This window comes from Vibrio intestinalis (genome assembly GCF_025195085.2).
Taxonomy (GTDB): Bacteria; Pseudomonadota; Gammaproteobacteria; order Enterobacterales; family Vibrionaceae; genus Vibrio; species Vibrio intestinalis.
Map to the genome: position 1 here is coordinate 24,379 of NZ_JANAVY020000010.1, position 21,997 is coordinate 46,375.

The 21,997-nt window shown below is 44.7% G+C and carries 24 protein-coding genes and 1 pseudogene; 10 read left to right on the forward strand and 15 right to left on the reverse strand.

Features of this window, described 5'->3' with window-relative positions:
- Positions 1–166: 166 nt before the first annotated feature.
- Positions 167–370, reverse strand: a pseudogene (gene recA, locus MU515_RS13370) (recombinase RecA); the annotation flags it as partial.
- Positions 371–548: 178 nt separating this feature from the next.
- Complete coding sequence (gene pncC / locus MU515_RS13375; RefSeq protein WP_260260925.1) at positions 549–1,040, reverse strand: nicotinamide-nucleotide amidase; 492 nt, start codon at positions 1,038–1,040, stop codon at positions 549–551.
- An 85-nt stretch (positions 1,041–1,125) separates the two neighbouring features.
- On the opposite strand from pncC, the gene mutS reads away from it, so the two are divergent.
- The 8 genes from mutS (at position 1,126) to yacG (ending at position 9,846) form a co-directional block, all read left to right on the forward strand.
- A complete protein-coding gene (gene mutS, locus MU515_RS13380; RefSeq protein ID WP_260260926.1) occupies positions 1,126–3,690 on the forward strand; it encodes a DNA mismatch repair protein MutS in 2,565 nt (854 codons plus the stop codon).
- 225 nt (positions 3,691–3,915) lie between these two features.
- Positions 3,916–4,353: a pilin gene (locus tag MU515_RS13385; RefSeq protein ID WP_260260927.1), complete on the forward strand. Its 438-nt coding sequence runs from the start codon at positions 3,916–3,918 to the stop codon at positions 4,351–4,353.
- A gap of 2 nt (positions 4,354–4,355) precedes the next feature.
- Positions 4,356–6,044, forward strand: coding sequence for a type IV-A pilus assembly ATPase PilB (pilB, locus tag MU515_RS13390; protein ID WP_260260928.1), 1,689 nt, complete (start codon positions 4,356–4,358; stop codon positions 6,042–6,044).
- A 15-nt stretch (positions 6,045–6,059) separates the two neighbouring features.
- On the forward strand, positions 6,060–7,289 hold the full coding sequence (locus tag MU515_RS13395) for a type II secretion system F family protein (RefSeq protein WP_260260929.1): 1,230 nt from the start codon (positions 6,060–6,062) through the stop codon (positions 7,287–7,289).
- A 55-nt stretch (positions 7,290–7,344) separates the two neighbouring features.
- Positions 7,345–8,214: a prepilin peptidase gene (locus MU515_RS13400; RefSeq protein ID WP_260260930.1), complete on the forward strand. Its 870-nt coding sequence runs from the start codon at positions 7,345–7,347 to the stop codon at positions 8,212–8,214.
- A complete protein-coding gene (gene coaE / locus MU515_RS13405; RefSeq protein ID WP_260260931.1) occupies positions 8,215–8,823 on the forward strand; it encodes a dephospho-CoA kinase in 609 nt (202 codons plus the stop codon).
- 36 nt (positions 8,824–8,859) lie between these two features.
- On the forward strand, positions 8,860–9,600 hold the full coding sequence (gene zapD / locus MU515_RS13410) for a cell division protein ZapD (RefSeq protein WP_260260932.1): 741 nt from the start codon (positions 8,860–8,862) through the stop codon (positions 9,598–9,600).
- A gap of 51 nt (positions 9,601–9,651) precedes the next feature.
- A complete protein-coding gene (gene yacG, locus MU515_RS13415) occupies positions 9,652–9,846 on the forward strand; it encodes a DNA gyrase inhibitor YacG (RefSeq protein ID WP_260260933.1) in 195 nt (64 codons plus the stop codon).
- Between the two features lie 119 nt (positions 9,847–9,965).
- On the opposite strand, the gene rplS is transcribed toward yacG, so the two are convergent.
- The 5 genes from rplS to ffh all read right to left on the reverse strand — a co-directional run bounded on the left by rplS (position 9,966) and on the right by ffh (position 13,573).
- Positions 9,966–10,319 (reverse strand): 50S ribosomal protein L19, encoded by a 354-nt coding sequence (gene rplS / locus MU515_RS13420; RefSeq protein ID WP_049845612.1) that lies wholly within the window; start codon positions 10,317–10,319, stop codon positions 9,966–9,968.
- 49 nt (positions 10,320–10,368) lie between these two features.
- Positions 10,369–11,118: a tRNA (guanosine(37)-N1)-methyltransferase TrmD gene (trmD, locus tag MU515_RS13425; RefSeq protein WP_260260934.1), complete on the reverse strand. Its 750-nt coding sequence runs from the start codon at positions 11,116–11,118 to the stop codon at positions 10,369–10,371.
- 27 nt (positions 11,119–11,145) lie between these two features.
- The gene (gene rimM / locus MU515_RS13430; protein ID WP_260260935.1) at positions 11,146–11,694 is read right to left on the reverse strand and encodes a ribosome maturation factor RimM; all 549 of its coding nucleotides are present in this window, start codon (positions 11,692–11,694) and stop codon (positions 11,146–11,148) included.
- A 31-nt stretch (positions 11,695–11,725) separates the two neighbouring features.
- Positions 11,726–11,974, reverse strand: coding sequence for a 30S ribosomal protein S16 (gene rpsP / locus MU515_RS13435; RefSeq protein ID WP_176286878.1), 249 nt, complete (start codon positions 11,972–11,974; stop codon positions 11,726–11,728).
- A 210-nt stretch (positions 11,975–12,184) separates the two neighbouring features.
- Positions 12,185–13,573 carry a signal recognition particle protein gene (gene ffh / locus MU515_RS13440; protein WP_260260936.1) on the reverse strand — a complete coding sequence of 463 codons (1,389 nt, stop codon included), beginning with the start codon at positions 13,571–13,573 and terminating at the stop codon, positions 12,185–12,187.
- Positions 13,574–13,755: 182 nt separating this feature from the next.
- Here ffh and MU515_RS13445 point away from each other — a divergent pair, with 182 nt between their 5' ends.
- Both MU515_RS13445 and MU515_RS13450 read left to right on the forward strand, forming a co-directional pair.
- Positions 13,756–14,550, forward strand: coding sequence for a cytochrome C assembly family protein (locus tag MU515_RS13445; RefSeq protein WP_260260937.1), 795 nt, complete (start codon positions 13,756–13,758; stop codon positions 14,548–14,550).
- A 141-nt stretch (positions 14,551–14,691) separates the two neighbouring features.
- The gene (locus MU515_RS13450; RefSeq protein WP_260260938.1) at positions 14,692–15,966 is read left to right on the forward strand and encodes an HlyC/CorC family transporter; all 1,275 of its coding nucleotides are present in this window, start codon (positions 14,692–14,694) and stop codon (positions 15,964–15,966) included.
- Between the two features lie 80 nt (positions 15,967–16,046).
- Here MU515_RS13450 and rpoS read toward each other — a convergent pair whose 3' ends face one another.
- The 8 genes from rpoS to ftsB form a co-directional block, all read right to left on the reverse strand.
- Positions 16,047–17,036 carry an RNA polymerase sigma factor RpoS gene (gene rpoS / locus MU515_RS13455; RefSeq protein WP_260260939.1) on the reverse strand — a complete coding sequence of 330 codons (990 nt, stop codon included), beginning with the start codon at positions 17,034–17,036 and terminating at the stop codon, positions 16,047–16,049.
- Positions 17,037–17,113: 77 nt separating this feature from the next.
- Complete coding sequence (nlpD, locus tag MU515_RS13460; protein WP_260260940.1) at positions 17,114–18,034, reverse strand: murein hydrolase activator NlpD; 921 nt, start codon at positions 18,032–18,034, stop codon at positions 17,114–17,116.
- A 2-nt stretch (positions 18,035–18,036) separates the two neighbouring features.
- On the reverse strand, positions 18,037–18,663 hold the full coding sequence (locus MU515_RS13465) for a protein-L-isoaspartate(D-aspartate) O-methyltransferase (protein WP_260260941.1): 627 nt from the start codon (positions 18,661–18,663) through the stop codon (positions 18,037–18,039).
- 2 nt (positions 18,664–18,665) lie between these two features.
- Positions 18,666–19,421: a 5'/3'-nucleotidase SurE gene (surE, locus tag MU515_RS13470; protein WP_260260942.1), complete on the reverse strand. Its 756-nt coding sequence runs from the start codon at positions 19,419–19,421 to the stop codon at positions 18,666–18,668.
- Positions 19,418–20,464, reverse strand: coding sequence for a tRNA pseudouridine(13) synthase TruD (gene truD, locus MU515_RS13475; RefSeq protein WP_260260943.1), 1,047 nt, complete (start codon positions 20,462–20,464; stop codon positions 19,418–19,420). Before truD ends, surE begins: the two co-directional genes overlap by 4 nt.
- Positions 20,465–20,497: 33 nt before the next feature.
- Positions 20,498–20,977, reverse strand: coding sequence for a 2-C-methyl-D-erythritol 2,4-cyclodiphosphate synthase (ispF, locus tag MU515_RS13480; protein WP_260260944.1), 480 nt, complete (start codon positions 20,975–20,977; stop codon positions 20,498–20,500).
- Between the two features lie 4 nt (positions 20,978–20,981).
- Complete coding sequence (gene ispD / locus MU515_RS13485; protein WP_260260945.1) at positions 20,982–21,689, reverse strand: 2-C-methyl-D-erythritol 4-phosphate cytidylyltransferase; 708 nt, start codon at positions 21,687–21,689, stop codon at positions 20,982–20,984.
- Entirely contained in the window at positions 21,689–21,970 is a 282-nt protein-coding gene (ftsB, locus tag MU515_RS13490) for a cell division protein FtsB (RefSeq protein WP_260260946.1), read from the reverse strand. Before ftsB ends, ispD begins: the two co-directional genes overlap by 1 nt.
- Positions 21,971–21,997 lie beyond the last annotated feature (27 nt).

A 21,997-nucleotide genomic window follows, 5' to 3' on the forward strand; every position in this document is an offset into this window, starting at 1 on the left:
TTCGTTTTAGTGAATAATAATTCACTTGAAGCTTTATTAATTGATCTGGCTCTTTTCAAGTCGGGCATCTAATGACAACATGAACCAGTTTATTTTCATCTAGCACACCTAGATTAACATATAATGAGTGATTTAATCGATATGAACCAAAACCAGTTTGTCTTTAGTAGATTTCTACGATACGACCCATTGGTAAACCACCAGCACCCAATGCGATATCAAGAGAAAGTGAACCAGTAGAAATAGTTTCAACGTCCATGGTGCGGTTATCACCAAGGCGCATAATTGAACCTTTACCAAATTGTTTTTCAATCTGACCTAACGCAGCCGCGAGCGCTTTCTGTTTATTCTCGTCCATTACTTTCTCCAAGGTACCCATCTCATCAGGTGAGTAGAAAATCGGTTTCAATCTGCTCAGTTACTACTGAACATTTAATGATTGCCATTATACTGTTGATTCATACAGTGTCCACACCTGTATGAATTTTTTTTAAGATTGCTCGATAAAATACGGATATCAGTACATTTTTAAATTTCGAACCATCAAACTATGATCTTTGGCTCAAATATTGATGAATTGTGGTTAAAACAAACACAATGGCTTGCTTGCGCACTGACGCCCTATCACCACTAAAGTGTTCGGTGGTCACATACTGCCAACCGCTTTGATCTGCAAAGCCAAAACAAACAGTTCCCACAGGCTTTTCAACGCTACCGCCCCCCGGGCCTGCAATACCGCTGATCGATGCTGCGATGGTTGCCTTCGAATGCTGTAGAGCGCCGCGAACCATTTCAATCACAACGGGCTCACTCACTGCACCGTTTAATTCTAATGTTGATGCTTGTACACCGAGCATTTCCATCTTGGCTTCGTTGCTGTAGGTTACAAAGGCACGATCAAACCACGCTGAACTGCCCGCGATATCGGTAATCGCTGTCGCAACACCACCACCTGTACAAGATTCAGCAGTCGCAAATATTTGTTGGTTTTGTTGCAGCAGTTGACCTAACTCAACACTCAATAAATGTTGTGATTCCATATTCAAAATCCTGATTGGTTCTTTTCGCCTGTAACTGATTCACGTATCCTAAGCCGCAATTGTCACCAACGTAAAGAAGTTAGCCGTGAAAGCCGAACAAAAACACACTCCAATGATGCAGCAATACCTAAAATTGAAGGCTGAGAATCCTGAAATTTTGTTGTTCTATCGAATGGGGGATTTTTATGAGCTCTTCTATGACGATGCGAAACGAGCTTCGCAACTTCTGGATATTTCCCTAACTAAGCGAGGTTCATCAGCAGGTGAGCCCATCCCTATGGCTGGCGTGCCCTTCCATGCAGTGGAAGGCTATTTAGCCAAGCTTGTACAGTTAGGTGAATCAGTTGCGATTTGTGAGCAAATTGGTGATCCAGCGACCAGTAAAGGCCCGGTAGAGCGTAAAGTGGTACGTATTGTTACACCTGGTACCGTAACCGATGAGGCGCTGCTTTCAGAACGTGTCGATAACCTCATTGCAGCAATTTATTACCAAGGCGGTAAGTTCGGCTATGCCACGCTCGATATTACTTCAGGTCGCTTCCAACTCTGTGAGCCTGAAACGGAAGAAGCAATGGCAGCAGAGCTGCAACGTACAGCGCCTCGCGAACTGCTGTTTGCTGAAGATTTTGAACCTGTTCATTTGATGGCATCGCGTAACGGCAACCGCCGCCGTCCTATTTGGGAGTTCGAGCTCGATACAGCTAAGCAGCAATTAAACCAACAATTTGGTACCCGTGATTTGGTCGGCTTTGGGGTAGAACATGCTGAACTTGGCCTATGTGCTGCTGGCTGTCTAATTCAATATGTAAAAGACACTCAGCGTACTGCCTTGCCGCATATCCGCTCGCTTACTTACGATCGCCAAGATCATTCGGTGATCTTAGATGCGGCCACTCGTCGTAACTTAGAAATTACCCAAAATTTATCCGGTGGCTATGACAATACGTTGGCAGAGGTTCTGGACCAAACCGCAACGCCTATGGGTAGCCGTATGCTTAAACGTTGGCTACACCAACCAATGCGTTGCGTGGATACGCTCAATCAACGTTTAGACGCTATTGGCAATATTAAAGATCTCGCGCTATTCACTGAGCTACAACCAGTACTCAAACAAATTGGCGACATTGAGCGAATTCTAGCTCGCTTAGCGTTACGTTCAGCCAGACCTCGCGATCTTGCTCGCCTGCGTAATGCTATGCAGCAACTGCCTGAATTGGCCGATGTGCTGACGTCGCTATCTCACCCATATTTAAATAAACTGACTCAATACGCGGCTCCAATTGATTATGTATCAGAGCTATTGGAACGTGCCATCAAAGAAAACCCACCGGTGGTGATTCGTGATGGCGGCGTGATTGCTGAAGGTTACGACGCCGAATTAGATGAATGGCGCAAACTGGCTGATGGCGCAACCGAGTACTTAGAGCAGTTAGAGCGTGATGAACGAGAACGTCATGATATTGATACTCTAAAAGTTGGCTACAACAATGTTCATGGCTTCTACATCCAGGTAAGTCGTGGCCAAAGCCACCTTGTTCCGGCTCACTACATTCGTCGTCAGACATTGAAAAATGCTGAGCGCTACATTATCCCTGAACTTAAAGAGCATGAAGACAAGGTACTGAACTCTAAGTCTAAAGCACTGGCTCTGGAGAAAAAACTGTGGGATCAGCTGTTTGACTTGTTGATGCCTTACCTAGAGCAAATGCAAAACCTTGCTTCGGCGGTTTCTCAGCTCGACGTTTTGCAAAACTTAGCAGAGCGTGCTGATAGCTTAGACTACTGTCGACCAAGTCTGTCACAAGAGCCCGGCATTACTATTCAAGCGGGACGCCATCCAGTGGTAGAGCAAGTGATGGATGAGCCCTTTATCGCCAACCCGATTGATTTGAACGCGCAACGTAAGATGCTTATCATTACCGGCCCGAACATGGGCGGTAAGTCTACCTATATGCGCCAAACTGCTTTGATCGCCCTTCTGGCTCATATTGGTTCTTATGTACCGGCGGAATCTGCGCACATTGGCTCAATCGATCGTATTTTTACGCGTATTGGTGCATCGGATGATCTCGCCTCAGGCCGCTCAACTTTTATGGTAGAAATGACAGAAACCGCCAACATTCTGCATAATGCGACTGAACGTAGTTTAGTGCTGATGGATGAAATTGGCCGCGGTACTAGTACTTATGACGGTCTATCGCTCGCGTGGGCAAGTGCTGAATGGTTAGCGAAACAGCTAGGCTCAATGACACTATTTGCAACTCACTACTTTGAGTTAACTGAGCTACCCAACCAACTGCCAAACTTAGCTAATGTTCATCTCGATGCGGTTGAGCATGGCGACAGCATTGCCTTTATGCATGCTATTCAAGAAGGCGCAGCAAGTAAATCCTATGGCCTTGCCGTTGCAGGGCTAGCGGGCGTACCAAAAGCGGTAATCAAACAAGCTCGCACCAAACTGCAGCAACTGGAGCAACTAGGTAATAACGGTGAAGGCGAAGTAAAAGCTAGCGGTGTGGATATCGCTAATCAACTGAGTTTAATTCCAGAGCCAAGTGAGGTTGAAGAGGCACTGAGCAATATTGACCCTGATAATCTTAGTCCTCGCCAAGCACTAGAAGAGCTATATAGGCTCAAGGCTATTTTATAAAATACAAACTAGACAACCAAAGCCGCATTAAACTTTAATGCGGCTTTTTCTAGTATTAGCTAGCACTTAAATTCAGCGAAGTAACTCAAGTCTAAATGCAACAACATGAAATACGGGAAGGAAACTCTATTTCACCACTCGAAGTTAGCTTAGTATCACGTTCATTTCATAGCGTTTAATCCCTATGCTGTTCTCCAACATAAATGAAAACTGTTGGAGAACAACATGAAACATCAAGTAAATAAACGTCAACGAGGTTTCACCTTGATCGAGTTGATGATCGTAGTGGCTATCATCGGTATTCTTTCCATCTTTGCCGTACCGGCATACCAAAACTACACCCTTCGTGCACATGCTGCGGATATGCTTAATGCGACAGCCGCCATGAAAACCGCAGTCGCGGTCTGTTCTTCAACAGAAGTATCCGCAGGCGCTTGCACATCAGGTAATAACGGTGTTCCTGCTACTCAAAGTTTTTCTGGCTTTACTGTAACAGCAGGAGTGAGCGGTAGTAATAGCGTCATTACATCGGCAATTTCTGGTAATAAAGGTTCATTACCTAGTAATGCCAATGTATTACTAACTTCAGTATCATCAGCTTCTGGGTTAACTTGGTCTGTGACATGTTCAGGTACAGACAGTAACGACTGGTGCCCTAACTAAGCATGACATCCGCACTGTCTAGAGCGCTCTCTCAGCATAACTACCTCTCTGCTGAGAGCTGCCAGCTTATTGAAGATAAAATCAATGCTTCTGGTGTTTCTGTACCAGAAGTATTGATCGATCTTGATATTCTCGATTCCAAACAACTTACTTTAGCCGTGTGCGAAATATTCGCGCTTGAATATACGGCTCTGCTGCGCGAACAGTATCAACCACTCAATGAAACCCTAGGATTAAAAAACCTCGTTACCCGTTTTCAATCCTTGCCGATTAAGCAGAGTTCACAAGTTCTGACACTGGCCGTCAGCGATCCAACCCAAACCGAAGCGGAGGATGAATTTCGCTTTGCGACCGGGCTTCAAATTGAGCTTGTCATCGCTGATCACAAAGAACTGAAAAACGCGATTCGAAATCTGTACGGTAAGCAAATCAATACTGACTCTAAGCTTCGCCGAGATATAAATACGTCAGAGCTAGAATCTCTAGTGGATATCAGTGACGAAGAACGTGGCGTTATTGAAGATTTAAGCCAAGATGATGCGCCGGTTAGTCGCTATATCCATCAAGTGCTACTAGAAGCGGTTCGTAAAGAAGCCTCTGATATACACTTTGAGCCTTATGAACACAGTTATCGAATTCGATTTCGTTGCGATGGCATATTGATTGAAAGCCACCAGCCAGCGCAGCAACTTGGTAGACGTTTATCCACCCGAGTCAAGATTCTCGCTAACTTGGATATCTCAGAAAGGCGCTTACCTCAAGATGGCCGAACCAAGCTTAAGTTAAATGAAGATATTTCCATCGACATGCGTGTCTCAACGCTACCCACTCTATGGGGAGAAAAGGTGGTATTGAGGCTACTCGATAGCAGCAGTGCTCAACTTGATATCGACAAATTGGGTTACAGTGATACTCAAAAACAAGCTTACCTATCAGCATTGAAAAAGCCGCAAGGCTTGATATTGATGACAGGCCCTACCGGCAGCGGCAAAACCGTTTCTCTTTACACAGGATTGAGGATTCTCAACACCGCGCAGGTAAATATCGCCACCGCTGAAGACCCGGTTGAGATCAACTTACCGGGTATCAACCAAGTTCAAATCCAGCCTCAGATTGGGTTCGATTTCGCCGTAGCGCTACGTTCTTTCTTACGCCAAGACCCTGATGTGGTTATGGTGGGGGAAATTCGAGATTTAGAAACCGCTGAAATCGCGATTAAAGCATCGCAAACTGGCCACTTAGTACTTTCTACATTGCACACTAACTCAGCTGCAGAGACATTAGTCCGCCTATCAAATATGGGCGTGCAAGCCTTTAACATTGCATCCTCTCTCAGCTTAATCATTGCGCAGCGTCTTACTCGTCGCCTGTGTAATCACTGCAAGGAAATCGATCCTAGCAGCGAAACTATCGCACAACGTTTCCAACTGACCTTTTCTACTCCCATCTATCAAGCGAACATGGAAGGCTGTGAAAACTGCAATGGCGGCTACTCAGGGCGACTCGGTATTTTTGAAGTGATGACCATCAATAGCGAACTGACCAAAGCGATATTACGCCAAGAAAGTGCGCCAGAAATCGAAACGATAGCACAGCAGCAAGGTATGTTGACGCTGCAGCAATCAGGCTTACAGCTGCTTCAAGACGGCGTCACCAGTTATCAAGAGCTACAACGCGTGCTCTATTTGTAGTAATCGGAGCAAACGATGAAGAAAGCGAAATCAGCACCACAACTAAAAAATTATCGCTGGAAAGGGACCAACAGTGTTGGCCGCCCTGTCTCTGGCTATATCTTGGCTATCAGTGAATCTGAAGTTCGTGACAAACTCAAACAACAGAAAGTTAAAATCGCCAAACTCATTCCTAAAAAGCTGTCAGTTACACGCAGAATAATGGAAAGAGCAAATCCTAAAGATATCACCATCCTCACTCGCCAACTCGCGACAATGCTCTCTACAGGGATTTCAGTGATACAGTCGCTCAAACTGGTCAGCGACAACCACACAAAAGCAGAGATGAAGTCGATTTTAACTCATGTGACAAAAGATATTGAGTCCGGTATGCCGTTGTCTACGGCCATGAAATCAGCCAGCCCTCTCTTCGACTCTCTGTATATTGATCTCATAGCAACAGGTGAAACGGCCGGTAACTTACCGCAAGTATTTCAGAGAATTGCGCAATACCGTGAAAAGTCTGAACGGCTAAAATCTAAAGTCATTAAAGCGATGATCTATCCGAGTATGGTCGTGCTTGTGGCTATCTTGGTCTGCTACATCATGCTCGCGTTTGTAATTCCTGAATTTGAATCCATGTTCAGTAGTTTTGGTGCCGATCTGCCAGTATTTACGCAAAAGGTTTTAGATTTTTCCCATTTTGTTCGTAGTTATGGCTTTGAATTTGCAATAGCAATTTTTCTCACGGTGATCACCATTAAATTTCTCCGTAAGCGCTCTCATCGTATCGAGCTGTTTTTCAGTCGATTTAGTTTACGAATCCCTATCGTAGGCAAGATTTTGTCAAAGGCCGCGATTGCCAAATTTAGCCGCACCCTAGCAACTAGCTTTGGTGCTGGTATTCCGATCCTATCTTGCATCAAGACATCCGCAAAAACCGCCAATCAAACCCACTATCAAAATGCACTTGATAATGTCTATCGCGATACTGCCGCGGGCATGCCCCTTTATTTGGCGATGCGTCATGCGGATACCTTTCCGGAAATGACTCTGCAAATGGTCATGATTGGTGAGGAGTCCGGTAAGCTTGACGATATGCTAAATAAGATTGCGACTATCTATGAAATTGAGATTGACGATAGTGTCGATAACTTGGGTAAAGTGATTGAACCGCTGATTATCGTTTTCCTCAGTGTGATAGTTGGTAGCCTGGTTTTCGCCATCTACCTACCAATATTTAATTTAATGAACGTTATAGGATAAGATAGCCGCTTATTTACCCACGTTCGCCCTACGCGATCTCCATCTTGAGTGCTCTATGGAATTATTTATCTATTACCCGTGGCTGTTTCCTCTGTTTGCCACAATATTCGGTTTAATTGTCGGGAGCTTTCTCAACGTCGTAATTCACCGACTTCCTATCATGATGGAACGCGAATGGCGTACTGAGTGTGCTGAGAGTTTCCCTGAAGCCAAGCTTGATATTCCAACGGGTAAATACAACCTCAGCGTTCCTCGGTCTACTTGCCCTAAGTGCAACACACAAATACGCGCTATCGATAATATCCCTATCATCAGCTGGTTAAAGTTGGGCGGAAAATGCCACAAATGCAGTAATAGAATCAGTATCCGTTACCCTTTGGTTGAGCTATTAACCGGTGCTATGTGCTTGTTGGTCGCTTTGCAATTCAGTTTTAGCTACTTTGCCGTAGCACTGCTCTTTTTTACCTTTGTATTAATAACCGCGACATTCATTGACCTCGATACCATGCTATTACCCGATCAACTGACATTACCTTTAGTCTGGGCTGGGATCAGTTTATCTCTAGTCGGTATTAGCCCTGTATCTTTGCAAGACTCTGTAATTGGTGCGATTGCGGGCTACTTATGTTTATGGTCCGTCTACTGGGCCTTTAAATTCCTTACTGGCAAAGAAGGCATGGGCTACGGTGATTTCAAGCTACTCGCCGCGCTTGGTGCATGGTTAGGTTGGCAATACCTGCCAATGATCATCCTACTTTCGTCACTGGTTGGCCTAGTATTTGGCATCATTCAATTACGCTTGCAAAAGAAAGGCATCGATAAAGCTTTCCCATTTGGTCCTTATCTGGCGATTGCAGGTTGGGTAGCGATGATGTGGGGCGACCTAATATTAAGCCATTACTATCAGTTTGTGTTGGGAGCTTAAATGACTTACGTTGTCGGGCTTACTGGCGGTATCGCTAGCGGAAAAACTACCGTGGCCAACTTATTCAATCAACATTTTGGCATTGAAATTGTCGATGCGGACATCGTCGCAAGAGAAGTAGTCGCGCTAGAAAGCGAAGGCTTAACGCAAATTACCGCGAGATTTGGCACGGATATTTTGCTCGATGATGGGCAGCTCAACCGAGCAAAACTTCGAGAAATCATCTTTGCGGATCCAAGCCAAAAGCAGTGGCTCGATTCACTGCTTCACCCAATAATTCACCATCAAATGCAAAAGCAACTGACTGAAGTTAAATCAGATTATGCCTTGCTTGTTATTCCGCTGATGGTGGAAAACCAGTTACAAGCGATGGCTAACCGCGTGCTGGTAGTCGATGTTGATGAGCAAATTCAAATCGAGCGCACTATGAAACGGGATGATGTATCCGAGCAACAAGCGCATTCGATATTAAAATCTCAAGCTACAAGACAACAGCGTCTTGCAATTGCTGACGATGTGATTAAAAATCACTCACAAAACGGACAACTTTTGTCTCAAATCACAGATTTACATCAAAAGTACCTAGCCATGAGCAGGGCAAATCGGTGAGAATAAAGCGAGATATTTTCAAGGCTGCACACCTCAATGACCACGCACTATTTTGAACATCCACTAAACGAAAAAACTCGTATTTATTTACGTGTTGAAGCTCTCTTACATCAATTGGATGTGTCTGCGCGTTTTAATGATGATCTGCAGCATTTGAGCTTTTTCCGTGCCCTGTTCGATCTGCTTGAAATCTTTGAACAAATCCAGCTGAAAAGTGAATTAGCCAAAGATATCGAGAAGCAACGTTTAACCTATCGCAACTGGCTTAATTTTGATGGCGTTGATCAGGATATGCTTCAGTCGATCCTGCAAGAAGTCGATCACGTTCATAGCCAACTGATGGCGGCTGAACGTTTTGGTCAAAGCTTGAAAGAAGATCGCTTCCTTAGCGCTATTCGCCAACGCTTCAATCTACCTGGTGGCGCATGTTGTTTTGATTTACCTGCGCTACACCACTGGTTACACTTGCCAAACGAAGTGAAACAGCGTGATGCCAGCACTTGGACTGAATCTTTACAGTCACTCTCTGATGCGCTGCATCTATGGCTGAAACTCACCCGAGAAACTGGCCACTTCCAAGCTCAATTAGCTAAAGCCGGTTTTTACCAGAGCGATGCTGAAGAAGCCAACATTCTACGTCTAAACATTCCAATGCACTTTGGTGTGTTCCCAATGATTTCTGGTCATAAGAACCGCTTTGCTATCAAGTTCATTGATTTCAGCACTGGCCAAGCGCACGTAGGTGACGTTGAATTTGAACTCGCTGTCTGCTGCTAACTCAGCCATAATTAGCATCATCAAATCCCTCTAATTTAAGTTGTAACTCTCATGACTCAGTTAACGAAAGTTCCGTGCCCTCAATGTGGTACTCAAGTTATTTGGGGCGAAAAAAGCCCTCATCGCCCTTTTTGCAGTAAGCAATGCCAAATGATTGATTTTGGTGAATGGGCAGATGAAGAAAACACCATCGCAGGTGCACCGGATATGTCAGATTCAGATGGTTGGTCAGAAGACCAATACTAAAATCTCGAATTGATTGATTCTAAAAGCTGATGTGAAAACGTCGGCTTTTTTGTTACCCATAAAAAAACGGGGTCGAAAATTCGACCCCGTTATTTACTATGAGAACGCTAGTTATAGCATTACTTCTTAGCAAGTTTCTCTTTAATACGAGCTGACTTACCAGAACGCTCACGTAGGTAGTACAACTTGGCACGACGTACTGCACCACGGCGTTTAACTTCGATGCTATCAACGATTGGAGAGTGTGTTTGGAACGTACGCTCAACACCTTCACCGTTAGAGATCTTACGTACAGTGAAAGCTGAGTGTAGACCACGGTTACGGATTGCGATTACAACGCCTTCAAAAGCCTGTAGACGCTCACGTTCACCTTCTTTTACCTTAACTTGAACTACAACAGTGTCACCTGGTGCAAATTTAGGTAGGTCTGATTTTAGTTGCTCTTCTTCAAGAGCCTTGATGATGTTACTCATTTTAATAAATTCCTAGAATAAACTGATACTAAATTTAATAGGTTACTGCTTACTTTTTATCTGAGCGGTGCTCTTTGATAAATTCGGCCAGTAATTGTTCCTGTTCGTCAGTCAGAGCTAGGTTTTCCAGGAGCTCTGGTCTTCTTAGCCAAGTACGGCCTAACGATTGTTTTAATCGCCAGCGACGAATGTCCTTATGGTTACCTGACATCAGTACCGCCGGTACTTCTTTGTCATCTAACACTTCAGGTCGCGTATAGTGAGGGCAATCTAACAAGCCATTTGCAAAAGAATCTTCTTCTGCTGACGCGAAGTCTCCAAGTACTCCAGGTATAAACCTTGAGACCGAGTCAATCAGCGTCATGGCTGGGATTTCTCCCCCCGTCATCACAAAATCTCCAATTGACCATTCTTCGTCAACTTCAGATTGGATGATACGCTCATCTACCCCTTCATAACGGCCACAAATAAGAAGCAAGTTCTCATTAGTTGCCAGTTCTTCAACCCCTTGTTGGTCGAGTTTACGACCTTGAGGTGATAGGTAAATGACTTTCGTCTTACCCGGTGAAGCCTGTTTGGCTGTTTGAATGGCATCGCGCAAAGGCTGAACCATCATTAACATGCCAGGACCACCACCGTAAGGTCTGTCATCAACTGTGCGATGTTTATCATGAGTGAAATCGCGAGGATTCCATGTCTCAATAGATAAAAGACCTTTTTTAACCGCTTGACCTGTTACTCCAAAATCAGTAACAGAACGGAACATTTCAGGAAATAGGCTAATTACGCCAACCCACATGTTTATCTCGCTCTGTAGTTTTGGAGATTAGAATCCAGGATCCCAGTCAACTTCGATCCGTTGAGCTTCGCGATCAACTTTGATGATCACTTGCTCTTCAAGGAACGGGATTAATCGTTCCTTCTGCCCGAAAGCATCTTTTAGATTTGCTTTAACAACCAGAACATCGTTTGAGCCAGTTTCTAGAATGTCAGTAACGACACCCAGATCGTAACCTTTAGTGGTTACTACTTGCATCCCAAACAATTCACGCCAGTAGAACTCATCTTCTGACAATTCAGGTAGTACCGCAGGGTCAATAGCGATTTCAAAGTTTGTTAGAAGATGCGCGTCTTCGCGAACTTCTAAGCCTTCCAGCTTAGCCACCATACCTTTGTTATGGCGCTTCCAGCTTTCTACTTTGTACTCGACCCACTCGCCTTTTTGGTTAATGTACCAAGGGCTGTAATCAAATATGCTTTCTGCATTGTCTGTGTAGGAAAAAACCTTGAGCCAACCACGAATGCCGTAAGTAGCACCAAACTTACCTACAACAATCTTGTCATTGCCCACTGTTTCTTTACCTTTCATCGACATAAGCTAATTTCTACTTCTATTGGAGTAAGAATTAAGCCGCTTTTTGAGCGTCTTTAACTAGCTTAGCTACGCGGTCAGATACTGTAGCGCCTTGACCAACCCAGTGGTTAACGCGATCTAGATCTAGACGTAGGCCTTCTTCTTGACCTTTAGCAGTTGGGTTGAAGAAACCAACTTTCTCGATGAAACGGCCAGTTGCTGCATTGCGGCTGTCCGCTACTACGATTTGATAAAATGGACGCTTTTTAGCGCCGTGACGTGCCAAACGAATGGTTACCATGTCGTCCTCTTTGTGCTTTCTCAAAAATAAAATTAACCCCAATAACCACTTATTAATAAGTAATCTGGGGTCTCGTGCCAAAATAAAGCTCCGGAATTTTACTCTTATTCCGGTGCAATGCAAGGTCTTTAGCTACTTTTTCACCAACATAAACTCAAATCTAAGTTTGTGATGCAGCTAACACCTTGAAACTAAAATAGGGAAATGCGATTAGCGACCAAACGGGTTAAAACCACCGCCCATGCCACCCATACCGCCGCCCATCATGCCTTGCATGTTGCGCATCATGCCTTTCATGCCACCTTTTTGCATTTTCTTCATCATCTTCTGCATTTGGGTGAACTGCTTCAGCAAGCGGTTTACGTCTTGCACTTGGGTACCTGAACCCGCTGCAATACGCTTTTTACGAGAGCCTTTGATTAGATCTGGGCGTTGGCGCTCTTTCATGGTCATCGAGTTGATGATGGCTTCCATTTGCTTGAACATCTTGTCATCAACTTTGTCTTTAACGTCTGATGGCAATTGAGACATGCCCGGTAGCTTATCTAGCATACCCATCATGCCACCCATGTTCTGCATTTGGCCTAGCTGTTCACGGAAGTCTTCTAAGTCGAAACCTTTCTTCTCTTTAAACTTCTTAGCTAGCTTTTCTGCTTTCTCAGTATCGACATTACGCTGTAGGTCTTCGATCAGTGACAGTACGTCACCCATACCAAGAATACGCGATGCTACACGATCTGGATGGAAAGGTTCTAGTGCGTCAGTTTTTTCACCAACACCTAAGAATTTAATTGGCTTACCCGTGATATGACGAACAGACAGAGCCGCACCACCACGCGCATCACCATCTACTTTAGTCAGAATAACACCGGTTAATGGCAACGTATCGCCAAATGCTTTCGCTGTGTTCGCCGCATCTTGACCAGTCATTGCATCAACAACGAATAAGGTTTCTACTGGATCAATCGCATTATGAAGGTCTTGAATCTCAGCCATCATTTGCTCATCGACAGCAAGGCGACCTGCAGTATCGACAACCAGTACGTCGTAGAATTTCTTCTTCGCGTGATCAATCGCTGCATTGGCAATATCGATTGGCTTTTGATCCGCCGTTGATGGGAAGAAGTCTACACCGACATCAGCCGCTAACGTTTCTAGCTGTTTGATTGCCGCAGGACGGTAAACGTCAGCAGACACAACCAGAACTTTCTTCTTGTCGCGTTCAGTTAATAATTTAGAAAGCTTACCTACCGAGGTGGTTTTACCCGCACCTTGTAGACCCGCCATCAAAATAACCGCTGGTGGCTGAGCCGCTAGGTTTAGAGCCTCGTTAGACTCACCCATTACGGCTTCAAGTTCAGATTGAACAATCTTAATAAACTCTTGGCCCGGAGTTAAAGATTTAGACACCTCAACACCAACGGCACTTTCTTTAATACGCTTAATAAAATCACGTACTACTGGCAGCGCGACATCGGCTTCCAGCAATGCCATGCGCACTTCGCGCAGGGTTTCTTTAATATTGTCTTCAGTCAGACGTCCTTTACCACTGATGTTTTTCAGGGTGCTGGATAGGCGATCCGTTAAATTTTCAAACATCTTTGTCTCTTCGCTAAATTCGGCGATCAATTACTATCAGTATACCTTAGCCATCCCATGCTTGACACTAGCCGATTAAGAATTGATATCTCATCTCTCACAAATGACTGCATATAAGCCATAGCCCAAGCGGTTGATGCAGGGTATAATTTGTTAAAATTCCACCAGCTTAATAGAGAATAATGGACAACTTAATCGCTGTCGTGGCAGCAATATTATATCTATTAGCGATTGCAACCATCATCCCAGGTCTAGTTCACCAAACCGGCATTCGAGCTAAGACGGTATTTATTAGTGCAATATTGGCGCTGATGTTTCATGGATGGTCACTCAGTGATTTGATACTTTCTGGTAACGGACAGAACCTGAGTATCCTAAACGTCGCATCGTTAATCAGCTTTATCATCGCACTCGTTATGAGTGTTGCGATGATGAAAACGCGCATCTGGTTTTTACTGCCCGTTGTTTACAGCTTTTCTGCGATTAACCTTTGTGCCGCAACCTTTCTCCCTACGTCGTTCATTACTCATCTAGAGCATGACCCAAAACTGCTGATCCACATCTCGTTTGCTCTATTTTCGTACTCAACCTTAAGTATCGGCGCATTATACGCACTGCAATTGGCTTGGCTTGATAACAAGTTAAAGAATAAGAAGTCACTGGCTATCAACCCTAATGTGCCACCTCTGATGGCCATTGAACGTCAGTTATTTAGAATCATCTTGATTGGTAACCTTTTACTCACTGCCACTTTAATTACTGGCTTCACTTTTGTGCATGACATGTTCGCTCAAGGCAAAGCGCATAAGGGCTTCCTCTCTTTCATTGCATGGATTGTATACTCGGTTCTGCTTTGGGGCCATTACCAAAAAGGCTGGCGTGGTAAGAAAGTCACATGGTTTGCGGTTGCGGGTGCAACACTGCTGACTTTAGCCTACTTTGGTAGTCGATTCGTTCGCGAAATCATACTTAACTAAGTGAATTCCAATCACTTAGACAGAATCAAAGGTGCATCTTATGCACCTTTCTTTTACAATATTCCACCCGATATTTACCATTGACTTACCTACCTAGTTAGGTCATAAATTAACCAGACACATCAAAAGGAAAAGATAACTTTGGACGACATATCAACGGGTATCTTATTTGCGCTACTCGCGTGTCTAATCGTAATTTCTGGATATTTTTCTGGCTCAGAAACAGGGATGATGGCTCTGAACCGGTATCGCTTAAAGCACCTAGCCAATAGCGGCCATAAAGGTGCTAAGCGCGTAGAAAAGCTACTCGACCGCCCAGATCGCCTGATTGGCTTGATCCTCATCGGTAATAACCTGGTAAATATTCTCGCTTCTGCTATCGCGACCATACTCGGTATGCGTTTATATGGTGATATTGGTGTCGCCATTGCCACTGGTGCGCTCACCATGGTGGTACTCGTTTTCGCAGAAGTAACGCCTAAAACCCTTGCCGCGCTCTACCCTGAGCAAGTTTCCTACGCGAGCAGTATTGTGCTTTCTATATTAATGAAAGTGCTATCGCCGCTTGTTATGTTCGTTAACTTTATTACCAATGGCTTTATTCGCCTGCTTGGTATTAAGGCTAACCATGGTGGTGACGACCATTTGAGCTCAGAAGAGTTACGTACCGTAGTAAATGAAGCGGGTAGCCTGATCCCTCGCCGTCACCAAGACATGCTGATTTCTATCTTGGATTTAGAGCATGTCACCGTGAATGACATCATGGTGCCGCGCAACGAAATTACTGGTATCGACATCAATGACGACTGGAAGTCGATTTCTCGTCAGTTAACCCACTCTCCACATGGCCGCGTGGTACTTTACCGCGATCAGATCGATGAGGTGGTGGGTATGCTCCGCCTGCGTGAAGCGTATCGCTTGATGCTAGAGAAAAACGAGTTTACTAAAGAGACATTGCTGCGCGCCGCTGACGAGGTGTACTTTATTCCTGAAGGGACGCCACTTAACGTCCAACTCCTCAAGTTCCAGCGTAACAAAGAGCGGATTGGACTGATTGTCGACGAGTATGGCGATATTATTGGCCTAATCACTTTAGAAGATATTCTTGAAGAGATTGTCGGTGAGTTTACCACTTCAATTGCGCCTAGCCTGTCTGAAGAGATCACACCTCAAGGTGATGGTAGCTTCTTGATTGAAGGTAGCGCTAACATTCGTGATATCAACAAAGGCTTAAAATGGAAATTACCAACAGATGGCCCACGCACGCTTAATGGCCTCATCTTAGAACACTTGGAAGACATTCCTGAAAGCCACTTAAGCGTACAAGTTTCTGGTCACCCTATGGAAATTGTCGAACTTGAAGAGAACCGAATTAAACTGGTTAAAGTTCACCCGAGAGTGAAGAAAGCTTCTTAACGTTTTACAGCGATTAGCAAATACCAAACAAAAACGCCTTGGCTTAGCCAAGGCGTTTCTTTATCAAAGCATTTTCAATGCTATACATCGTCTTCGACGCTGAACAAGCTTTCCATATTCAAACCTTGTTTAACCAGGATCTCTCTTAGTCGACGTAAACCTTCCACTTGAATCTGACGTACGCGCTCACGAGTAAGGTTAATTTCACGTCCGACTTCTTCGAGAGTCGATGGCTCATAGCCTAGTAGACCAAAACGGCGTGCCAACACTTCTTTCTGTTTCGGATTTAGCTCATCTAGCCAATGGATAAGAGAGCTTTTGATATCATCGTCTTGAGTCGATACTTCTGGGTCGGAGTGATTAACATCAGGAATAATATCAAGCAGCGCTTTCTCACCATCACCACCAATAGGCGTATCGACAGAGCTAATGCGCTCATTCAAACGCAGCATTTTGCTGACATCTTCAACTGGCTTATCAAGCTGAGTAGCGATCTCTTCTGCGGTAGGCTCGTGATCGAGCTTTTGCGATAGTTCACGCGCAGTACGAAGATAAATGTTCAGCTCTTTCACTACGTGAATTGGTAAGCGAATAGTACGGGTTTGGTTCATCAACGCACGTTCAATGGTTTGACGAATCCACCATGTTGCGTAGGTTGAAAAGCGGAAGCCTCGTTCTGGGTCAAACTTCTCTACCGCGCGGATCAAACCTAAGTTGCCCTCTTCAATTAAATCAAGCAGAGCTAGACCACGGTTACTGTAACGGCGAGAAATTTTAACAACCAGACGAAGGTTACTCTCGATCATACGTTTTCGCGCGGCTTCATCACCACGTAACGCACGGCGAGCATAAAGAACTTCTTCTTCGGCAGTTAAAAGTGGAGAAAAACCAATTTCTCCGAGGTAAAGCTGAGTTGCATCGAGGCTCTTGTTTGAAACCTCAAACTCTTCTTTTTGATTCTGATTTGATGACGACTTTTTCGTTTCGAGTTGTTGTGATTGGAATTCATCCAGATTTCCATTTGCAAGATCAAACTCTTCAACTTTTGTTGCTGTATTGCTGATACCCATAGCGCCTCCCCCTGGCGAGTTAGCAAGACATTTAAAACATCCAATGCCGCTATTATCTGTTACTTTTGGCAAGTAATTTATGGTAAGTAGCGTTTCGGATTAACCGACTTACCTTGATAGCGAATTTCAAAGTGCAAACGGACGCTGCTCGTTCCTGAGCTACCCATTGTTGCAATCTTTTGGCCTGCTTTTACACTTTGTCCTTCGTGGACTAGCAACTTGTCGTTGTGCGCATAAGCACTGAGGTATTTGTCGTTATGTTTTATAATCACGAGATTACCGTAACCTCTTAGTGCATTACCCGAATAAACGACTGTGCCTGCTGCAGTAGATGTGATGGCTTGACCACGCTGACCTGCGATATCAATGCCTTTATTACCTTGGTCTCCTGCAGAAAAGTTTTTGATTACCCTCCCCTTTGTTGGCCACAACCATTTGGAAACCTTAACGTTACTGGATGTCTTTTTATTGACATCATTATTAACATTCTGTTTACCTTTAGAGCCAACATACTCCTTTGGTTTAGATTGTTCAACCTTTTTAGCTGCACTTTTTTGTGCCACCTGTTGAGTATCTTTTGGCTTGGTTGAGCTAACTGTTTGATTCGAGTTTTTGCTCGGTTTTGGAGAGGTAATAGAGGAGACTGCTGCAGCGCCCGCCACAGCTGTAGTTGCAGAAGCCCCCGCCCCAGTTCCACCATATGCAGGAGGGTTGTAGGCAGGCTGCCACAACTTTAGTTTTTGCCCCGGATAAATCGTATACGGTGCCTTAAGTTGATTGAAACGAATAATATCATTTACATCTTTATCTGTGATGTAAGCGATAAAATATAACGTATCTCCCTTATCCACCTGATAGTAACTGCCTCGATAACTACCACGAGGAATTGAGTCATAATCCTTATTCAAACTGGATACTGGCGCAGGGGAATGAGAAGCACACCCAACTAGTGCGCTACTCATAGCAACCATCAGTAATGAAATAGACTTAAATGACATGATTAAGCGAGATCACCTGCAATCAAAGGAACAAAACGCACCATCTCAATCACTTGAGAAAGGTATTCATCGCCTTGGCGCGTAATTTTTAAAAGCTGCTGCTCTTCAGAGCCAACGGGGATCACCATGATGCCACCCTCTGCGAGCTGCTCAAGTAATACCGATGGAATAGAGTCCGCCGCCGCAGTCACGATGATTGCATCAAACGGGCCTTTTGATGCCCATCCTTGCCAGCCATCACCATGCTTGGTCGATACGTTGTAAATATCGAGCTGTTTGAGCCGACGCTTGGCATCCCATTGCAACGCTTTAATACGCTCAATGGAATAAACATGGTCAACAAGCTGAGCAAGCACAGCCGTTTGATAACCAGAGCCGGTACCGACTTCTAAGACTTTACTGGAACGGCTAAGTTCCAATATCTCAGTCATCTTTGCCACTATGTAGGGCTGAGAGATAGTTTGCCCATGACCGATAGGCAACGCATTATTATCATATGCTTGGTGCATCATCGCTTGAGAAACAAAGCTCTCGCGAGGCAAGCGATAGATAGCGTCTAATACGGTCTGGTTTTGAATGCCACTCGCGACAAGAAAATCAATCAATTTGTCGGCATGTGGGTTTGTCATACCTATTTCCCTTCCAACCAATGAGTCATACTTACTAGAGATTCATGTGCCGTTAAATCAACCTGAAGTGGCGTAATAGACACATAGCCATGCTCAACCGCATAGAAATCAGTTCCTTCTCCGGCATCTTGTTCTTTGCCCGGAGGTCCTAGCCAATAGATATCATGCCCGCGAGGATCTTTCTGCTTTATCATCGCTTCAGCGTGATGTCGCGCACCTAATCTTGTGACTTGAGTACCAGCAAGCTGCTGTAACGGACAATCTGGAATGTTCACGTTGATCAAGCGATTAGTCGGAATAGGATGAGCAAGGTGCTGCTTAACCAAATCAACCGCAATATTCGCAGCAGTGTCAAAATGTTCTTTTCCCGCCAGCGACAACGCAATCGCCTGAACACCTAGAAAGTGCCCTTCCATCGCCGCGGCAACAGTACCGGAATACAGCACATCATCACCAAGGTTTGCACCATGATTAATACCAGAAAGCAGTAAATCTGGCATGTCATCTTTCATCAGTTCATTCAAGGCAAAATGCACACAGTCTGTGGGCGTCCCTTGCACTGAATAAACCTTAGGTGAAATCTCTTTTACGCGAAGCGGCTGCTCTAAGGTTAATGAGTTTGATGCGCCAGAGCGATTTCTGTCAGGTGCAACGATCGTCACCTCAGCCATGGATTCGAGCGATTTTGCTAATGCATGAATCCCTTCCGCGTGAACGCCATCATCATTACTCAATAAAATCTTCAAACGAGGACTCATGAATATTGACGCTCCACCACAATCTCTTCAATCAGTTCTCGAACAATAGCAGTTGCAAAACAACCTGCATCTAGCGCGAAGTGAAGAGTAATATTGTCTCCCTCTACAGACCAAGTAAGGTTCTGAGGTAATAATGCAATTTCGCGGCGCTCATGACGCATGCGGTTACCACGAATCAACGCCATTAAGTCAGGTTCAGCGTCTAGCAGCGGTTGCTCTAACGCTAATGCATCCGCTTGAGTTGGCAGCGCATTGTCACCGGCCATTGCCGCAGTAAGTGAATACTCACCGGCAGCAAGTTTATCATTCGTTAAATCGATATCTTGTTTGCTTAGCAGCAGTGTCTCTTCACGACTTTTCACCATGTCGCCTTCAATAGCTTTATCAAACACGCCTTGTTCGATGCGAGCTGACAAAATGTGGTTGAAGATCCAAGAGCGAGCAGCAGAAAGATATAAACTGCGTTTGTTTTGGTTACGGGTACGAACGTTTTCGCGTCCCCAACGACGAGCTTCTTCAACATTATTGCCGTTGTTACCAAAACGCTGGCTGCCAAAATAATTTGGCACACCTGTTTTCGTGACACGCTCTAAACGCGCAATCACGTCGTCTACATCCGTCACTTCAGACAAAGTAATCGCAAACTGGTTACCTACGAGATCTCCAGGACGAAGCTTCTTGTTGTGACGATCGGTCGCTACAATTTCAATACTCGGATATTGAGCTAAAAAGGCGCTAAAGTCTGGTGTATCACCTTTTGGTAAATGCACACTTAACCATTGCTCGGTCACTGCGTGACGGTCTTTTAGACCTGCCCAGCTAACATCCTTTGACTTAACACCACACGCTTTGGCCAATTCATTGGCAACAAAACTGGTGTTTTCACCGGTCTTACGAATGCGCACCATCAAGTGCTCGCCTTCACCAGTGAATGCAAAGCCTAAATCTTCGTTAACTTGGAAGTGTTCAGGTTGCGCTTTTAGTTTGCCTTTCGCAGTTGGTTTACCGTTTAGGTAAGCCAATGAAGATAAAATATCCGACATATTTGATACCATCACGCCATCGCGTGATTTGAATTAATTCTGTTTAAACAATAGAACAACCGCTTCACTTGCAATGCCTTCTTTACGGCCAGTAAAGCCAAGGCGCTCAGTGGTGGTTGCTTTGACATTGACGTTGCCAATGTCCGTTTCTAAATCTTCTGCAATCGCTGCACACATCGCTTCAATGTGCGGAGCCATTTTGGGTGCTTGAGCCATAATGGTGACATCAGCATTACCAATCACATAACCCTGCTCTTTTACGCGGCGATATACATCACGCAGCAACATGCGGCTATCAGCCCCTTTCCACTTATCATCTGTATCAGGGAAATGGCGGCCAATATCACCGGCTGCAATGGCCCCAAGCAGCGCATCAGACAGCGCATGCAGTGCCACATCACCATCTGAATGTGCGATTAAGCCTTGTTCATACGGCACTTCAACGCCACCGATAATAACTGGGCCTTCGCCACCAAATTTGTGTACATCAAAGCCATGACCAATACGCATCATAGGGTTATCCTTTATTTCGCTTGAGATAAAACTCTGCTAACGCCAAATCTTCAGGTTGAGTAATTTTGATATTGTCTGAATAGCCTTTAACTAATGCTGGCGATAAACCTAGCCACTCAAGAGCGGAAGCTTCATCGGTAATAGTCGCATTCGCGGCGAGCGCGTCGGTTAAAGCTTGGGTTAGCTGCTCAGTTTTAAACATTTGTGGAGTTAATGCATGCCACAGTGCTTCTCTATCAACGGTATGGTCAATATCTTGCCCACCGTTAGCTCGTTTCATAGTGTCACGCACTGGGCTAGCAAGAATACCGCCGACAGGGTGCTGCATTGAAACTTGGATCAGTGTTGTTAAATCTTGTTCACGCACACAAGGGCGCGCCGCATCATGCACCATTACCCACTCAGCTAGCTGGTTTTCAGCCACATAATTAAGGCCAGACAGTACAGAGTCTGCACGCTCACTACCACCACTAACGCGAATCACATCAGGATGAGAGCTTATAGCTAGTTGAGGGAAATATGGATCGCCATCAGTAATTGCCACAATCACTTTGCTCACTTGTGAATGAGACAACAACTTTTCTACCGTGTGCTCAAGCACGGTTTGATGGTCAATGGTGAGATATTGTTTTGGTCGGTCTGCCTGCATTCGGCTGCCGACACCCGCCGCTGGAACAATTGCGACAATCGATGCAGAAGAGGATGTTGTCATTATTTATGTTCCTCTCCGATAATTCGGTAGAAAGTTTCGCCCTCTTTAACCATACCTAACTCGTGACGAGCACGCTCTTCTATGGCATCTAAGCCTTGGCGCAAATCATCGATCTCCGCGAACATCTCATTGTTGCGGTTAACTAAGTTAGCATTTACTTGGTTTTGAACTTCAATATCAGCTGAGACAGTTTGAAAATCAGCAATGCCGTTTTTCCCCAACCACAATGTGTATTGGAGCCAACCTAGCAATAACAATAAGATCAGTGCAAAAGCTCGCATAAAGTTCTGTTAAAGAAGAGAAATAGA